The organism is Sphingomonas montana, from assembly GCF_001956315.1.
Taxonomy (GTDB): Bacteria; Pseudomonadota; Alphaproteobacteria; order Sphingomonadales; family Sphingomonadaceae; genus Sphingomonas_R; species Sphingomonas_R montana.
Window position 1 is genome coordinate 38125 of sequence record NZ_MOLY01000041.1, and the last position, 16798, is coordinate 54922.

12 protein-coding genes are annotated in these 16798 nt (G+C 68.5%); 8 read left to right on the forward strand and 4 right to left on the reverse strand.

Features of this window, described 5'->3' with window-relative positions; genetic code table 11:
• Window positions 1-118: 118 nt before the first annotated feature.
• Entirely contained in the window at window positions 119-2779 is a 2661-nt protein-coding gene (gene topA / locus BKY59_RS11410) for a type I DNA topoisomerase (protein WP_076071617.1), read from the forward strand.
• Window positions 2780-3323: 544 nt separating this feature from the next.
• Here the strand turns inward: topA and BKY59_RS11415 are convergent.
• From BKY59_RS11415 to coaBC, 4 genes are read right to left on the reverse strand one after another with little or no spacing between them, the layout of a single operon-like run.
• Entirely contained in the window at window positions 3324-3686 is a 363-nt protein-coding gene (locus BKY59_RS11415) for a DsrE family protein (RefSeq protein WP_083672079.1), read from the reverse strand.
• Window positions 3674-4438, reverse strand: a complete 765-nt coding sequence (locus tag BKY59_RS11420) for a HesA/MoeB/ThiF family protein (protein WP_076071620.1) — start codon at window positions 4436-4438, stop codon at window positions 3674-3676. Before BKY59_RS11420 ends, BKY59_RS11415 begins: the two co-directional genes overlap by 13 nt.
• Window positions 4435-4881 (reverse strand): dUTP diphosphatase, encoded by a 447-nt coding sequence (gene dut / locus BKY59_RS11425; protein ID WP_076071622.1) that lies wholly within the window; start codon window positions 4879-4881, stop codon window positions 4435-4437. Before dut ends, BKY59_RS11420 begins: the two co-directional genes overlap by 4 nt.
• Window positions 4878-6068, reverse strand: a complete 1191-nt coding sequence (gene coaBC, locus BKY59_RS11430; RefSeq protein WP_076071624.1) for a bifunctional phosphopantothenoylcysteine decarboxylase/phosphopantothenate--cysteine ligase CoaBC — start codon at window positions 6066-6068, stop codon at window positions 4878-4880. The genes dut and coaBC overlap by 4 nt, the downstream gene beginning before the upstream one ends.
• A gap of 151 nt (window positions 6069-6219) precedes the next feature.
• Here coaBC and BKY59_RS11435 point away from each other — a divergent pair, with 151 nt between their 5' ends.
• From BKY59_RS11435 to BKY59_RS11465, 7 genes are all read left to right on the forward strand, one after another.
• A complete protein-coding gene (locus BKY59_RS11435; RefSeq protein ID WP_076071626.1) occupies window positions 6220-7110 on the forward strand; it encodes a bestrophin family protein in 891 nt (296 codons plus the stop codon).
• Between the two features lie 138 nt (window positions 7111-7248).
• Entirely contained in the window at window positions 7249-10065 is a 2817-nt protein-coding gene (locus tag BKY59_RS11440) for a TonB-dependent receptor (protein ID WP_240500075.1), read from the forward strand.
• Entirely contained in the window at window positions 10065-11111 is a 1047-nt protein-coding gene (locus BKY59_RS11445) for a phytase (protein ID WP_076071628.1), read from the forward strand. Before BKY59_RS11440 ends, BKY59_RS11445 begins: the two co-directional genes overlap by 1 nt.
• 90 nt (window positions 11112-11201) lie before the next feature.
• Window positions 11202-13007 carry a sensor domain-containing diguanylate cyclase gene (locus tag BKY59_RS11450; RefSeq protein WP_083672080.1) on the forward strand — a complete coding sequence of 602 codons (1806 nt, stop codon included), beginning with the start codon at window positions 11202-11204 and terminating at the stop codon, window positions 13005-13007.
• A gap of 99 nt (window positions 13008-13106) precedes the next feature.
• Window positions 13107-14681, forward strand: a complete 1575-nt coding sequence (locus BKY59_RS11455; RefSeq protein ID WP_076071630.1) for an aldehyde dehydrogenase (NADP(+)) — start codon at window positions 13107-13109, stop codon at window positions 14679-14681.
• A 65-nt stretch (window positions 14682-14746) separates the two neighbouring features.
• Window positions 14747-15730, forward strand: a complete 984-nt coding sequence (gene araD1, locus BKY59_RS11460) for an AraD1 family protein (RefSeq protein ID WP_076071632.1) — start codon at window positions 14747-14749, stop codon at window positions 15728-15730.
• A gap of 1 nt (window position 15731) precedes the next feature.
• A complete protein-coding gene (locus BKY59_RS11465; RefSeq protein WP_076071634.1) occupies window positions 15732-16655 on the forward strand; it encodes a Gfo/Idh/MocA family protein in 924 nt (307 codons plus the stop codon).
• The last annotated feature ends 143 nt before the right edge of the window (window positions 16656-16798 follow it).

Genomic DNA, 16798 nt, shown 5'->3' on the forward strand with positions numbered 1-16798 from the left:
AGGCGTGCGGCGGGGATGCGCGGGACGGACGGCGTCCCCATCTGCGCCGCGACTTGACGACCGGGGGCGGGCATCGCCACCCTCGTGCGTACATGTGAGAGATTGAAGGCTTGCCGCAATGAAACTCGTCGTCGTCGAATCGCCCGCCAAGGCCAAGACCATCGAGAAATATCTCGGCCCGGGATACCGCGTGCTGGCATCCTACGGCCATGTCCGCGACCTGCCGCCCAAGGACGGATCGGTCGATCCCGACGACGGTTTCGCCATGCAGTGGGAGAATTATGCGGACAAGGCGCGCCAGCTGAAGGCGATCACCGACGAGGCGAAGGGGGCCGACACGCTGATCCTGGCGACCGATCCGGACCGCGAGGGCGAGGCGATCAGCTGGCACGTGCAGGAGGTGCTGCGCAAGCGGAAGGCGTTGCCGAGCGACGTGCAGCGTGTGACGTTCAACGCGATCACCAAGCAGGCGGTGACCGAGGCGATGGGCCGGCCGCGCGCGCTGGACGAGGACCTGATCGACGCATATCGCGCACGCCGGGCGCTCGATTATCTGGTCGGGTTCACGCTTTCGCCCGTGCTGTGGCGCAAGCTGCCGGGGGCGAAGTCCGCGGGGCGGGTGCAGTCGGTGGCGCTGCGGCTGGTGGTGGACCGCGAGCGCGAGATCGAGGCGTTCGTCCACCAAGAATATTGGTCGGTCACCGCGGTGTTCGAGCAGGACGGCGTCGCGTTCACGAGCCGGCTGGTGCGGTGGAAGGGCCAGAAGCTCGACCGGCTGTCGATCGGCAATGGCGGCGATGCGGCCGCGGCGAAGGCGGCGGTCGAGGCCGGGCGCTTCTCGGTAGAGAGCGTCGAGACCAAGCCGCTGACCCGCAATCCGCCGGCGCCGTTCACGACATCGACGTTGCAGCAGGAGGCGGCGCGCAAGCTGGGCTTCTCGGCCAGCCACACGATGCGCGTGGCGCAGGCGCTGTATGAGGACGGCGCGATCACGTACATGCGGACCGACGGCGTGCAGATGGACCATAGCGCCATTTCCGCAGCGCGGGGCGCGATCGCGAACCGCTACGACGCATCCTATGTGCCGGACAAGCCGCGGCTCTACACGACGAAGGCGAAGAATGCGCAGGAGGCGCATGAGGCGATCCGGCCGACCGATTTCGGGCGCGACAAGGCGGGATCGGGTGACCATGCGCGGTTGTACGACCTGATCTTCAAGCGAGCGCTCGCCAGTCAGATGGCGTCGGCGCGGCTGGAGCGGACGACGGTGGAGCTGGCCGACCAGACCGGGCAGCAGGCGCTGCGCGCGACCGGTCAGGTCGTGTTGTTCCCGGGCTACCTCGCACTCTACGAGGAGGGCCGCGACGACGAGGCGGACGAGGAGAGCCGCCGCCTGCCGCGGATGAAGGAGGGCGACGGGCCGGCGCGCAAGTCGGTCGACAGCGAGCAGCATTTCACGCAGCCGCCGCCGCGTTATTCCGAGGCCAGCCTCGTCAAGAAGATGGAGGAACTCGGCATCGGGCGGCCGTCGACCTATGCGTCGGTGCTGCAGGTGCTGAAGGACCGCGACTATGTGACGGTCGAGAAGAACCGTTTCACGCCGAACGAGAGCGGGCGGCTGGTGACGGCGTTTCTCGAGCGCTTCTTCGAACGCTATGTCAGCTACGATTTCACCGCGGGGCTGGAGAACAGCCTGGACGATGTGTCGGGTGGGCGGGCCGAATGGCAGGCGGTGCTGGAGGCGTTCTGGCGTGATTTCAAGCCGAAGACCGCCGAGGTGATGGAGCAGAAGCCTTCGGAAGTGACGGCGGAGCTGGACATATTCCTGGGGTCCTACCTGTTCCCCGAGAAGGAGGACGGGACCGATCCGCGGGCGTGCCCGGCATGCGGCGACGGGAAGCTGGCGCTGCGTGGCGGCAAGTTCGGCGCGTTCGTGGCGTGTTCCAACTATCCGGAGTGCAAATATACGCGGCGGTTCGCGCAGGCGGGCGGGGCGGAGGCGGGGGCCGATACCGGGCCGGTGGCGCTGGGTATTGATCCGGAGACGCAGCTGGAGGTCAGCAAGCGGACCGGGCGGTTCGGGCCCTATGTGCAGCTGGGTGACGAGAAGGACGCCAAGCGCGCGTCGATTCCGAAGGATTTCGGGGCGGAGGTGGATCTGGAGGGTGCGCTGAAGCTGCTGTCGCTGCCGCGGACGGTGGGCGCGCATCCGGAGAGCGGGCTGGATATCGTCGCGTCGATCGGGCGTTACGGGCCATATTTGTTGCATGACGGCAAGTACGCCCGATTGCAGACGACGGCGGACGTGTTCGAGACGGGCATGAACGCGGCGGTGGTCAAGCTGGCCGAGGCGGCGGCCGGTGGCGGGCGTGGACGCGGGGCGGCGAAGGAGCCGCTGGCCGCATTCGGCGACAGTCCGGTGACGGGCAAGCCGGTGAAGCTGATGGAGGGGCGGTTCGGCCCCTATGTGACCGACGGCGAGACCAACGCGACGCTGCCCAAGACGGCCGATCCGGCGACGATGACCGCGGACGAGGCATTGATGCTGCTGGCCGAGCGTGCGGCGAAGGGCCCGCCGAAGGGGAAGAAGAAGGCGCCGGTGAAGAAGGCGGCCGCGGCGAAGAAGCCCGCAGCGGCGAAGGCGGGGGCCGATGCACCTGCGGCCAAGACGGCGGCCGTGAAGAAGGCACCGGCCAAGAAAGCAGCTCCGAAGAAGGCTGGCGCGAAGCCGGCGGCTGCGAAGAAGCCGGCTGTGAAGAAGGCGGTGGCGGCGGAGTGATCGCGAGCCTTCGTCGTTTCCCGTAGTACAACGGTTATGACGAAGGCCATGACACTCGTAGGTATCGGCAACTCGGTATCGCGGAACTATCCGTTCGTCGGCAACAAGCGGACGGTGTGGATCGGCGCGTGATTGCATGTGAAGATCAATCCGGTGGGGCTCTTGTTCGACAACAGGCGAGGAACTGCTCGCTTCGATGGCGCTTGCTGATGGCGAACTGTCCGAGGCGCAGCTGGCGGATTGGTTCCGGGCGCGGATTGTAGATCAGCAGCTGATGCGGGCGGCGTTTTGCCAGGAATGAGCCTGCCCCGCTTTGGGGAATGGCCAAGCAAGTTCTCACAAGGGCAACTTTGGTGATGCTGTGGGCCGTCTCGGCTGCGCTCTGGATGGGCGGCTTCAGCGAAGATGTCTTCGCGCTGCCTTCCCGCTCCGTTCGGTTCGCGCTTGCCGAGAACCTCGCGCGGCGTTCTCGACAGGCTCGAACCAAACGGGGTGGGGGTGGATCCTCTTCGAACTATTGCGTGCCAGGTCGGGCCGACCCGCGTTAGACGACGACCAAGCGATCGTCCCCGAGATCCGCCATGATACTGACCAGACCGGCATACTCCGTCGTCGGTTCATAGTCGCTCGGTTGCGTGGCGGTGAGGGTCAGGCCGGACTGGCAGAGGGTGAAGCGGACGCCGAGGGCGAGGGCTTCGGCATAGTGTGTAGCGAGCGTCGGCAGTCCGGCGTCGGCATGGGCGTCGTCCCCCCGCCCCATGATCGGATCGCGCAGCAGGGTGACCGCTTCGCCTTGCAGGAAGATGCGCGTCCGACCGCCGAGCGCGGCGGTGGCGGTGGCGAGCGAAAGCGCGGTGCGGAACCGTTCGGACGAGACGTCCGCGACGATGATGGTCAGCCCGCGCATCGGCAGCCCGGATCCTTGGGCACGGTGAGCGTGCGAAAGCGGAAGGCGAGCGCGTCGACCAGCAACAGCTTGCCGGCGCTGTCCTCGCCGAACGGCACGATCTGGCGGATTGTCTCGATCGCGGCGAGGCTGCCGAGAACGCCGGTCAGCGCGCCGAGCACGCCCTGATCCGCGCAGGACGCATCGCCGCGGTCGGGCGCGTCGCCGACGAGGCAGCGGTAGCAGGGTCGGCCGGGTTCCCAGCCGCGATAGACCGCGAGCTGGCCCTCGAACTGCCCGACGGCCGCGGAGACGAGCGGGATGCGGCGGGCGAGCGCGGCATCGGCGACCATCAGGCGGGTTTCGAAATTGTCCGAACCGTCGACCACGACGTCGGCATCGTCGGCGAAGGCGTCGAAGCTGTCCGCTCCAAGTCGTTCGTTGCGCGGTACGAAGCGGACGTCGGGGTTCAGCCGGGCGACCGCATCGGCGGCGGCGGCGACCTTGGACCGGCCGATGTCGGCGGTGCCGAACAGATATTGGCGCTGGAGGTTGGACAGTGCCACGACGTCGTCATCGACGACGGTCAGGCGGCCGATCCCGGCGGCGGCAAGCGCCTGGATCAACGGTGCGCCGATGCCGCCCGCGCCGACGATCGCGACATGGGCGGCAAGCAGCGCCTGCTGCCCTGCGCCGCCGATCTCACGCAGCACGATGTGCCGGGCATAGCGATCGAGCTGGTCGTCGCCGAGGGGCGGGGGTGCGGCGCTCACCGGGTGCCGGTCGATCCGAAGCCGCCGCTGCCGCGGTCGGTTTCGTCCAGTTCCGCGACCTCGGTCAGGGTCGCGCGCTGGACCGCGGCGGGAACGAGTTGCGCGATGCGGTCGCCGCGCGTGACGGTGAACGGCGCGCTGCCCAGATTGGCGAGGATGATCTTCACCTCCCCGCGATAGTCGGCGTCGATCGTGCCGGGCGTGTTGAGGCAGGTGACGCCGTGACGCAGCGCGAGGCCGGACCGTGGGCGGACCTGAACCTCATAGCCGGTCGGGATCGCGATGGCGAAACCGGTCGCAATGGCGGCGCGAGCCCCAGGCGCCAGGACATGGTCCTCCGCCGCGACGACATCCATGCCGGCGGCGTCGGCAGTGGCGTAGACGGGCAGCGGGAGGCCGGCGCCGTGCGGCAGGCGCGTCAGGCGGATCGTGATCGGGGTCATGAGAACTGGTCCGTGATACGGTCGGCGAGCCGTTCCGCGACGAGCGTTTTCGACGCGGTGGCCCAGCTTTCGACGCCGGCGGCGGTGATGAGATGAACGCTGTTTTCGTCGCCGCCCATCACGTCGCCCGAGACGTCGTTAGCGACGATCCAGTCGACCGCCTTGCGCAGCCGCTTGGCCGTGGCGTGGGCGACGACGTCCTCCGTCTCCGCCGCGAAACCGACGAGCAGCGCGGGGCGGCGTGGATGGGCGGCGAGCGTCGCCAATATGTCCGGATTTTCGCGCAGCACCAGCGCCGGCGTACCGTCGCGTGTCTTCTTGATCTTCTGTGGACTGGGCGCGACGTGCCAGTCGGCCACGGCGGCGACCAGGATCGCGGCGTCGGCGGGCAGGGCGGCGTCGACGGCGACGGCCATGTCGCGCGCGGTTTCCACGTCCACCCGGTCGACGCCGGGCGGGGTGGGTAGCGCGACCGGCCCCGCGACCAGCGTGACGCGCGCGCCGCGCGCGGCAAGGGCGGCGGCGATGGCGAACCCCTGCTTGCCCGAGGACCGGTTGGCGATGTAGCGGACCGGATCGATCGGTTCGTGCGTCGGCCCGGCGGTGACGAGCATGTGGCGACCGGCCAGCAGGCCGGGCCGGGGTGCCGGTGCCGCGAAGCGGGCGAGGATGACGTCGCTCAGCGCATCGATGGCGGGCAGCCGGCCGGGACCATATTCACCGCAGGCCATCGCGCCTTCATCGGGCGGGACGACAGTGATGCCATCGGCGCGCAGGGTGGCGACGTTCCGCTGCGTCGCAGGGTGCAGCCACATCCGCACGTTCATCGCGGGCGCGACCAGCACGGGCTTGTCGGTGGCGAGCAGCAGCGTGGTGGCCAGATCGTCCGCGATGCCGGCCGCCATTCGCGCCAGCAGATCGGCGGTAGCGGGCACGACGACGACCAGGTCCGCCTGCCGGCTGAGCTGGATGTGGCCCATTTCCGCCTCGTCCAGGTCCCACAGGCTGGTATGGACCGGGCGTTCGGACAGGGCGGCCAGCGTCATGGCGGTGACGAAGCGTGCGCCGCCGTCGGTCAGGACGCAGGTGACGGTGGCGCCGGCACGGCGCAGCGTGCGGATCAGGTCGCACGCCTTGTAGGCCGCGATGCCGCCACCGACGATCAGGAGGATATGCTTGCCCGGCATGGCCCCCTATTGGCGGTTGGCGGGGAGGCTGTCGAGTGCGTCCCGCCGCGGCAGCCGATCGGTTGCACGCGCGTGCAGCATGATGGATGCAACCATATCGGGCCCGGAACGCTCTGGCCCGCGACGATATTGACGAGGAAGGCAGGCGCGAATGATCGTTCCGAGTACGCCGCGGGTGCGGCGCATGGTCAGCGAGGTGTGGCGCCCGTTGACCGTCCTGTTCATCTGGGACGTGATCGTGACGGTCACCTATTTCGTGCTGCCGTTCAAGGCGCCGTCGCTGCCGCTGACGCTGTTCGGTTCGGCGATCGCGCTGTTCCTGGGGTTCCGCGTCAACAGCGCGTACGAACGGTGGTGGGAAGGCCGCGGGCTGTGGGGGCTGATGATCAACGCATCGCGCAGTCTGGCGCGCAGCACGATCGCGTTCCTGCACGACGACGAGCCGGGCGTGGTCGACCTGAAGCGGACGATCGTGCTGCGCCAGATCGCCTATGTCCATGCGCTGCGCTGCCGGCTGCGCAAGCAGGACCCGGCCCCGGAAGTCTTGCGGATGCTGTCGCCGGAGGAGGCGCAGGAGGGACTGTCACGCCAGAACGTGCCGAACGGATTGCTGGACGGAACCGCGCGGCGGATGGCGGAGGCGCAGCGCCGCGGGCTGATCGACACGATCCAGCAGACGCAGCTGGAACGCGTGCTGGTCGACATCGCCAATGCACAGGGCGGGATGGAGCGGCTGAAGAACACGCCGCTGCCGATGCAGTACCGCTTCTTTCCGGAAATCTTCGCCCGGCTGTTCTGCGTGGCGTTGCCCATCGGGTTGGTGGAGTCGCTGGGTTGGGCGACGCCGCTGGGATCCACCGTGGCGGGGCTGATGTTCCTGGCGATCCTGCGGATCGGCGACGATCTGGTCGATCCGTTCGCCAATGACGATCATGACGTCCCGCTGACGTCGATGTGTCGGACGATCGAGATCGATCTGCTGGAGGCGATCGGCGACGAGGCGCCGCGGCCGCTGGAACCGGTGAAGGGTATCCTGTGGTAAATAATATGTTGCAGTGCGGTAACGTCATTGAACCGTAACGTCATCGACGCGGGGCCGTCATCGTCGCGTAGCCCCGCCGTCATGCAGCGACCCTAGCTGCCCCTGATCGGACGCACGGCGTCGTTGGGGGCTCATATCGTGACCAGTCAGTTTAACCGGCGCAACGCCGGCCGCATGTCCATGCGCGCGTTCCTTGCCGCCGGATGTGCCACGATCGGCATGACGAGCGTGGCCGCCGGCGCGCAGGTGGTCGTCCCGACAGAAGCGGCCGCCGACCTGCCGGCCAGCGCGGTCGCCGAGGCGGAAGCCGACGCGATCGTCGTGACCGGCACCCGCCCGATCGCGGAGTCCGAAGCCGCGGCGCTGGCGATCCAGAAGGCATCGCCGTCGCTGGTGAGCGTCGTGGCATCCGACGCGGTGGGGCGCCTGCCCGATCAGAATATCGCGCAGGCGGTCAGCCGGCTGCCCGGCGTGGCGGTCCAGCGCGACCAGGGCCAGGCGCGCTACATCAACCTGCGCGGCGCGCCGATCAACTGGACAACATTGTCGTTCGACGGGATCAACGTGGTAAGCCCGGAAGGCCGCGACGCGCGGTTCGATTCCATCCCGTCGGCGATCGCGTCGCAGATCATCGTGCGCAAGGCGGTGACGCCGGACATGACGGGCGAGACGATCGCCGGCAATGTCGACATCGTGACGCGGTCCGCGTTCGACTATAAGGGCTTCCACGTCGCGGCAAAGGCGGGCGCGGGCTATGTCGAGCTGGGCGACACCGTGGAATATGACGGTTCGCTGGTGCTGGCGAACCGGTGGAACACCGGGATCGGCGAGATCGGCCTGCTGGTGTCGGGCAGCTATTATCAGCGCGGCATGGTGACCGACAATTTCGAGAATGACTGGGCCAACGAATTTCGCGACAACCGCCCGGGGTTCGCCGACCGTGTCTGGGCGCGCGAAACCGAAAACAAGCTGTACCGCCTGACGCGCCGCAACTATTCCGGTTCGGCCAAGCTGGAATGGAAGCCGGACGGCGACAACCGTTTCTTCGTGTCGTCCATCTATTCCGCGTTCAAGGACGACGAACTGCGGTCCAACTACATCTTCGACCTGGACGATCAGGCGGCGCGTGTGCCGACCGCCGCGACGGCATGCGCGACCACGCCGTCCGCGCCGCGCGCCCCCAATACCGGTTATGCCGACGTCTGCACCGGCAACACGCCATCTCAGGGCACGCTGTACGGCATCGATATCAATCCCAATTTCACGATCCGCAAATATAAGCAGTCGATCTTCACCAGCACGATCGGCGGCGATCACGACCTCGACACGCTGAAGATCAGGTGGCGCGGCAATTACACGCGGTCGATCGACGACCGGACGCAGCCGGCGCAGCTGAACTATGAAAGCCCGTCGGCGGCCGCCAACCGCCCGACGATCGACTACGACCTGCGCGATCCGCAGCAGTCCTATGTGACGCTGTACCGGACCATCACCAACGCCGACGGGACCTATGGTCGCGGGGCGCAGGTCCGCCAGATCGAGGATTTTCCGCTGAACCTGGTCCGGCTGCGTTCGCTGCTCGCCAAGGATATCACGCGGGCCTACACCGGCAAGCTGGACGTCAGTTACGAAGCCGGCCTGCTGGGCGGGGAGGCGGTGTTCTCGGTCGGCGGTCAGTATGACCACCGTACCAAGACGTCGAACGAGGACCTGCTCGACGTACGCACCGCAGCGTTCGCGGGCGCGGGGATCAGCACGAATTACAACGCGATCGCGATCGACGGGCCGTTCCGCGGTGAAATCCCGCTCGGCTACGACTTCCGCTATTTCGGGCGCGAGCGGGTCGAGGACCCGTTGGCGAAGGCGCGCGGCGTCGGCACCTATGTGCCGCAGACCGCGAACTTCTACCGCGTCCGCGAGGAAGTGCTGGCGGGCTATGCCATGGCGCTGGTCAAATATGACTGGGGTAACGTCGTCGGCGGCGCGCGGGTCGAACATATCCGCAACGACGGCAGCGCCATCGTCGTGCTGAACAACGTCAACACCCCGATCGATGTGAAGAACGACCAGACCCTGATCTATCCCAGCCTGCATTTCAATTTCGACCTGGACCGATCCAAGAAGCTTCGGCTGTCGTTCAACACGGGTGCCGCGCGGCCTGATTACGATCAGCTGCGACCCAATTTCACGTTCAACGACGCCAACCTGACCGTATCCGGTGGCAACCCGGAGGCGACGCCCGAAAAGGCGCGCGGTGTCGATCTGTATTTCGAATGGTATATCCAGCCGCAGGGCTTCTTCTCGGTCGGTGCGTTCTACAAGGATGTTCGCGACGTGCTGTTCAACAACACCCGCACGTTCGGATCGACCGTGCTGAACAGCGGTGGGCAGGACCGGTCGCAATATATCCTGTCGACGACCCTGAACGGTGGCGACGGCAAGATCTACGGGGTCGAAGGCGCGTTCCAGCAGCAGCTCGAACCATTTGTGGGCGACCTGGGTCTGCCGGACTGGATGGGCGGCTTCGGGATCCAGGCCAACGCGACATATAACAAGAGCGAGGCCACGACGCCCGACGGTCGGGAGATCATGTTCCCTGGTACGTCGAAATTCGTCTACAATGTCGGCGCCTATTACGAGAAATACGGTTTTTCGGCGCGGGTGAACTATCAGAAGCGGACACCGTGGATCGATTCGATCGCGTCGCCGCAGGAGGGCGTGCGGAACGGCGTGGCGGTGCTGGCGCTGGGCGATGGCGGCGACCAATATTGGGGCACGGACGACGAGCTGGACGCGTCGGCCCGCTATGCCCTGACCCCGAATGTCGAAATCTATGTCGACGGGGCGAACCTGCTGAACGGGCCGGGGCGGCGTTATGCGGGCATCAGCGCGCGGACGATCGAGCATGAGACGTTCGGTCGGCGCTATACCGGCGGCGTGCGCGTGAACTTCTGATGCGGACGGTGGCGATCTTCGCGCTGCTGCTGGCGGGCTGCGCGCCGGTGCCGCAGCCGGATGCGGTCGTAGCGCCCGTCACGGCCGTGGTGCAGGCGCGGGCGGAGACGGATCCGGTCGACAGCCTGGACGATGCGGCGGACGATCCCGCGATCTGGCGCAACCCGGCGGACCCGGCGGCAAGCCTGATCGTGGCGACCGACAAGCGGGCCGGCATCCATCTGTACGACCTGAACGGCAAGCGGCTGGGGTTCACGCCGTCCGCGCGGCTGAACAATGTCGACCTGCGCGACCGGGTGACGATCGGCGGCGTGCCCGCGATCCTGGTCGCGGCGAGCGACCGGGCCGATGTCGCCGCCGCGAAGATGGCGCTGTTCCGGCTGGATGCGGTCACGCGGCGGCTGCTGCCGCTGGCGTCGGTGCCGGTCGGCCCGGGCGAAGCCTATGGCATGTGCCTGTGGCGGCGCGCGCGCGACGGGGCGCTGTTCGGCTTCGTCGTGATGAAGGACGGGCGGATCGACCAGATGGCGTTCGACCTGAGTGGCGCGGCGCCGACCGCGCGCCGGGTCCGCAGCCTGAAACTGGGGACGCAATCCGAAGGCTGCGTCGCCGACGACCGCACCGGGCGGCTGTACGTATCCGAAGAGGATGTCGGCCTGTGGAGTTTCGACGCCGAACCAGACGCGCCGGTGACGCCACGCCCGCTGGGCCGGGTGGACGGCGTGACGCTGTTCGCGGATGCGGAGGGGATGGCGCTGGCCCCGCGCGGCCGGACGGGCGGCTATCTGATCGTGTCGAGCCAGGGCGACAACGCCTATGCGCTGTACCGGCTGCCCGACATGCGCTTTGCCGGGCGGTTCCGGATCGGCGACGGGCGGGTGGACGCGACGTCCGAAACCGATGGCATCGACCTGGTGACCGGCGATTTCGGGCCGGACTATCCGGGTGGGCTGCTGGTGGTGCAGGACGGGGACAATGCTCCGGCGACGCAGAATTTCAAGCTGACGGCTTGGGCCGACGTGCTGGCCGCGTTGCGGCTGCGATAGGGGCGGATCGGGCGGCACCGACGCCGTTGTCGAAGCATTAAGGCGGGCGGTGCTACCGGCGGGGGCGTCTCAACCGAACGGACACTGCACGTGGCGCTGCCTCCCACCCGACCTTTCGTCATCCTGGGGCCGATCGCGGTGGCGGTGCTGTATTTCGGCTTCGCATGGCTGGCGCTGCACCTGACGCAGGGTGCGGACGGCATTGCGACGATCTGGCCGCCCAGCGGCATCCTGCTGGCCACGCTGTTGCTGTCGGGACGCAGGCTGATCCCTTATTATGTCGCGGGCGCCATGGTGGCGAGCGCGGCGGCCAATCTGGCGTTCGGTGCCGCGCCGGGGGATGTCGTCGGCATGACCTTTGCCAACATGGCGGAGGCGGTGATCGGCTGGTGGATGCTGCGTGGCCGGGGAGAGGCGCGGCCGCGCTTCACGCAACCGGCGGAGATCGGGCGGTTCTGCGTCGCGGCGACCGCGGCGGCATCGGCCAGTGCGTTCCTGGCGTCGATCGGCACCGGGTTCGGCAGCGCGCAGTTCAGCGCATCCTGGTTCCTGACCGACCTGCTGGGCATGCTGATCCTGACGCCGCTGATCCTGATCGCGGCCGATGCGGTCCGCGGTCGGAACCCGGATATGGTCGTGCGGCGGCGGGACCTGCTGCTGCTGCTGGGGCTGGTCGCGGTGGTGACGGCCGGCGTATTCGCACAGTCCGGCTACCCGTTGCTGTTCCTGCCGCTGGTCGCCCTGCTCGCGGCGACATACCGGCTGGGGCCGATCGGGGCGGCGGGGGGCGTGCTGACCATCGCGGCGATCGGAACGGCGCTGACCACCGACGCGCATGGCCCCATGATGCTGTTGCACGACAATCAGCGCGCAGTATCGCTGTTCCTGCAATTCTACCTGCTCGTCATGCTGGGTACGGCGTTGCCGCTGGCGGCGCTGCTGGCGACGCACAGACAACTGATGCGTCAGGTGGGCGAGAGCAACCGCCTGCTCCGGATGGCGGAGCGCACCGCACAGATGGGCCATTGGCGGATGGACACCGTGACCCGGACATTGCTGTGGTCGCCCGAGGTCTTCCGGCTGCACGGCATGGCGGTGGGCGACGCGCCGTCGCTGGCCGACGCGATCGCCGCGTACCACCCCGACGACCGCGAACGGGTGACCGCGTTCATCACGTCGGCGATGGCCGACATCGGCGGCGAGTTCGTGTTCGAGGCGCGGCTCGTCAATCCCGACGGGGCGATCCGCCATGTCCTGACGCGCGGCCACGCCGACTGCGCGCCCGACGGGACGCTCATCAGCCTGTTCGGGGTGATCCAGGACGTAACCGACCGGGTGACCGCCGCAGCGGCGCTGGAGGCGGCCCGCGCAACGGCCGAGGCGGCGGCCGACACCGACCAGCTGACCGGGCTGGCCAGCCGGCGGCGCGCGTTGCGGGTGCTGGACGAGGCGATCGAAACGGCCCGCACCGGCCGGGAACCGCTGTCCGTCGCGATCTTCGACGTGGATCATTTCAAGGCGGTGAACGACCGGTTCGGGCACCTGATCGGCGACGCGGTGCTGCGCCGCATCGCGCGCGCCGCGACCGGCGCGTCGCGGCGCGACGACCTGGTCGGCCGGCTGGGGGGCGAGGAGTTCGTGATGCTGTTGCCCGGCGCGGACGAGACCGTCGCCATGAAGATCGCCGAACGCGTCCGGTCCGCCATCGAGGCGAGCGGCAATGGGGCCGATGCCGATGCCGATGCCGGCGACGCGCCCGCCGTCACGATCAGCGTCGGCGTCGCGCGGCTGGATCCGGACGTCGACACGTCCGCGACGATCCTGCTGAACCGGGCCGACCGGGCGTTGTACGATGCCAAACGGTCCGGGCGGAACCGGTTGCGACTGGCCGCCTGACCACCACGGCAGACCGGTCCGGACGGGACGGGACCGCCTTGCGCCCGGATCGGGCAGCCGTTAGTCCAATGTCCGACAAATCAGCGGATCGGGAAATACATGATCAACGGCTCTATTCTGGTCGGCGCGACCGAGCATGTCGGCCAGCGCCTGTTCCGCGCGGTCGATCCGGCCACCGGCGCGATGCTGGAACCGCAGTTCGCGGAGTCCGGCGCGGCCGAGATCGACGCCGCCTGCGCGCTGGCGGCGGACGCCTATCCGAGCTTTTCAGAAACCGACCTGACGACGCGGGCCGCGTTCCTGGAAGCGATCGCCGACGCGATCATGGCGCTGGGGGACGAGCTGATCGTGCGCGCGATGACGGAGAGCGGCCTGCCGCGCGTCCGGCTGGAGGGGGAGCGCGGGCGCACTGTCGGCCAGTTGCGGCTGTTCGCCAGCGTCGTGCGCGCGGGCGATTTCCTGGACGTGACGATCGACCCGGCGATGCCGGATCGTGCGCCGTTGCCGCGCCCGGACATGCGGCGCCGCAACGTCGCGCTCGGCCCGGTGGCGGTGTTCGGCGCGAGCAATTTCCCGCTCGCCTTCTCCGTGGGTGGCGGCGACACCGCATCCGCGCTGGCGGCCGGTTGCCCGGTGGTGGTGAAGGGGCACCCCGCCCACCCCGGCACCGGCGAGCTGGTGGCACGCGCGATCCGCGCCGCGGTGGACAGTTGCGGCCTTCACGAAGGCGTGTTCTCGTTCCTGCCGGGCACCACGCATGAACTGGGCGGCGGGCTGGTCGCCGATCCGCGGATCGCCGCGGTCGGGTTCACCGGATCGCGTGGCGGCGGACTGGCGCTCGTGAAGATCGCGGCGGAGCGCGCGGTGCCGATTCCGGTCTATGCCGAAATGAGCAGCATCAACCCGGTCGTGCTGTTGCCGCAGGCGCTGGCGGCGCGCGGGCCGGCGATGGCGGCGGCGTTCGTCCAGTCGCTGACGATGGGGGCGGGGCAGTTCTGCACCAATCCGGGGCTGGTGCTGGCGATTGCCGGACCCGATCTGGACGCGTTCGCGGCCGAAGCGGGCAAGGTGCTGGCCGAGGCCAAGCCGGTCCAGATGCTGACGCCGGGCATCCATGCCAGTTTCGAACAGGGTGTCGCCGCACTGGAACAGCATGCGGCGGTCACGGTCGTGGCGCGCGGGTGCGTGGGCGATGGCGTGAACCAGGCGCGCGGCGCGATCTTCCGCACCGATGCGGCGCAGTTCCTGGCGGATGCGGCGCTGGGGCACGAAGTGTTCGGATCGTCCGCGATCATCGTGGCGTGCCGCGACGAGACCGAGATCGCGCACGTGATCACCGGCCTGGAAGGGCAGCTGACCGCGACGATCCAGCATGATGCGGACGATGAGGCGATGGCGGCGGCGCTGGTGCCGTTGCTGGCCGCAAAGGTCGGGCGCGTGCTGGCCAATGGCTGGCCGACCGGGGTCGAGGTGTCGCACACGATGGTGCATGGCGGGCCGTTCCCGGCGACGTCGGACGGGCGCACGACGTCGGTCGGGGCGCTGGCGATCGATCGGTTCCTGCGGCCGGTCTGCTACCAGTCGCTGCCTGACGCGCTGCTGCCGCCGGTGCTGCGCGACGCCAACCCGTGGCACGTGGCGCGGCGGATCGACGGGACGATGACCCCGGCCTGACACTGTGACCTGAGCCCGTGAGCGGTACAGCCGCACTGGAAAACGACGAGGATAGGAGAGTCGGGATGCGTCTGTCGCTGGTGCAGTATCGGGATGCCGGGGGAGGCCGTTCCGTGGCCGCGATCCGTGAAGACGGGGTGGCCCGGATCGTGCCGGGTGCAGGCTCGGTCCGGGCGTTGGCGCTGGCGGCGATCGCGGCGGGGCAGGGACTGGCCGACGCGGTTGCCGCGGCGGGAACCGGCGATGTCGTCGACCTGGCGACCGTGACGCTGTTGCCGCCGATCGACCATGACGACCCCGCGCACCTGGCGATGACCGGGACCGGCCTGACCCATCTCGGGTCCGCCGAGGGGCGCGACGCGATGCACCGTGCGGCCAAGGTGGACGCGGCCCCTACCGATTCGATGAAGATGTTCCTGATGGGGGTCGAAGGCGGCAAGCCCGCAGCGGGCGCCGAAGGCGTGCAGCCGGAATGGTTCTACAAGGGCGACGGGACGCAGCTGGTGGCACCCGGTGCCCCGCTGACGTCGCCTGCGTTCGCGCAGGACATGGGCGAGGAGCCGGAGATTGCGGGCGTCTACCTGATCGACGAGGCCGGCGTGCCGGTGCGGCTGGGGTTCGCGCTGGGCAACGAGTTTTCCGATCACGTGACCGAGCGCGGCAACTATCTGTGGCTCGCCCATTCCAAGCTGCGCCCGGCAGCGCTCGGCCCCGAACTGCTGGTTGGTGAACTGCCGGCGGACGTGCGGGGCACGAGCCGGATCGTGCGCGACGGGGCGACCATGTGGGAGAAGCCGTTCCTTTCGGGCGAGGCGAACATGTCGCACAGCATCGCCAATCTGGAGGCGCATCATTTCAAATATGCGCTGTTCCGCCGGCCGGGCGACGTCCATGTCCACTTCTTCGGCACCGCCACGCTGTCGTTCAGCGAAGGTGTGCAGACGCAGGCGGGCGATGTGTTCGAGATCGAGGCCGCGCCGTTCGTGCTGCCGGTGCGCAACCCGATCGCGGTGGCGGATGCCGTTCCGGTCGCCGTGAAGGTGCTCTGACATGGCGATCCGGATCGGCATCGTCGGACTGGGCAAGATCGCGCGGGACCAGCATGTCCCGGTGATTACGGCATCCCCCGATTTCACGCTGGCCGCGGTGGCGAGCCGGAGCGGGGGATTGCCCGATCTGCCTTATCATCACGACATCGCGGCGATGCTGGCGGACGGCGACGCGATCGACGCGGTCGCGCTCTGCCAGCCGCCGCAGGCGCGGTACGAGGCGGCGCGTGCGGCCATTCTGGCTGGCAAGCATGTGTTCCTGGAAAAGCCGCCGGGCGCGACGCTGAGCGAGGTCAAGACGCTGGCCGATCTGGCGCGCGACCATGGCGTATCGTTGTTCGCCAGCTGGCATTCACGCTACGCATCGGGCGTGGCGGCGGCGAAGGACTGGATCGCGGGGCGGGTCATCCGGTCCGTCTCGGTCGCGTGGAAGGAGGATGTCCGCGTGTGGCATCCGGGGCAGGCATGGATCTGGGAACCCGGCGGGCTGGGCGTGTTCGATCCGGGCATCAACGCCCTGTCGATCGTGACGCATATCCTGCCGCGGCCGTTCTTCCTGCTGGACGGGACATTGTCGTTTCCGGCCAACCGCGGCGCGCCGATCGCGGCGGACCTGACGTTCCGCGACGAGACCGGCGTGCCGATCACGGCGGCCTTCGACTGGCGGCAGACCGGACCGCAGACCTGGGACATCCGCGTCGAGACCGACGACGGGGCGCTGGTCCTGTCGAAGGGCGGCAGCGTGCTGACCATCGCCGGCATGGTGCAGGAGACGGCACCGGAGGCGGAATATCGCGGGCTGTACGACCGGTTCGCCGCGCTGGTGGCCCGCAGGGAAAGCGACGTGGACGTCAGCCCGCTGCGCCATGTGGCGGACGCCTATCTGCGCAGCGCGCGGGTAGTGGTGGCGGCGTTCGAGGACTGAGCGTTGGGCGGGATGTGCGCTGCCGGACGTTTCAATCAGGCGCGCCGGGTTCCTGAACTTGGGCGCGGACCGCGGGGCTTCCGCTACACTGTGATCGCATGAGTCAGATCGTGCCTGATCCGTTTGGTTCAAGCCTGTCGAGA

Coding starts and splice junctions, on each gene's coding strand:
- BKY59_RS11415 (WP_083672079.1), bottom strand. CDS start 3,686: ATGCGCGGGCTGACCATCATCGTCGCGGACGTCTCGTCCGAACGGTTC.
- dut (WP_076071622.1), bottom strand. CDS start 4,881: ATGACCCCGATCACGATCCGCCTGACGCGCCTGCCGCACGGCGCCGGC.
- BKY59_RS11465 (WP_076071634.1), top strand. CDS start 15,732: ATGGCGATCCGGATCGGCATCGTCGGACTGGGCAAGATCGCGCGGGAC.
- BKY59_RS11455 (WP_076071630.1), top strand. CDS start 13,107: ATGATCAACGGCTCTATTCTGGTCGGCGCGACCGAGCATGTCGGCCAG.
- araD1 (WP_076071632.1), top strand. CDS start 14,747: ATGCGTCTGTCGCTGGTGCAGTATCGGGATGCCGGGGGAGGCCGTTCC.
- BKY59_RS11445 (WP_076071628.1), top strand. CDS start 10,065: ATGCGGACGGTGGCGATCTTCGCGCTGCTGCTGGCGGGCTGCGCGCCG.
- BKY59_RS11435 (WP_076071626.1), top strand. CDS start 6,220: ATGATCGTTCCGAGTACGCCGCGGGTGCGGCGCATGGTCAGCGAGGTG.
- topA (WP_076071617.1), top strand. CDS start 119: ATGAAACTCGTCGTCGTCGAATCGCCCGCCAAGGCCAAGACCATCGAG.
- coaBC (WP_076071624.1), bottom strand. CDS start 6,068: ATGCCGGGCAAGCATATCCTCCTGATCGTCGGTGGCGGCATCGCGGCC.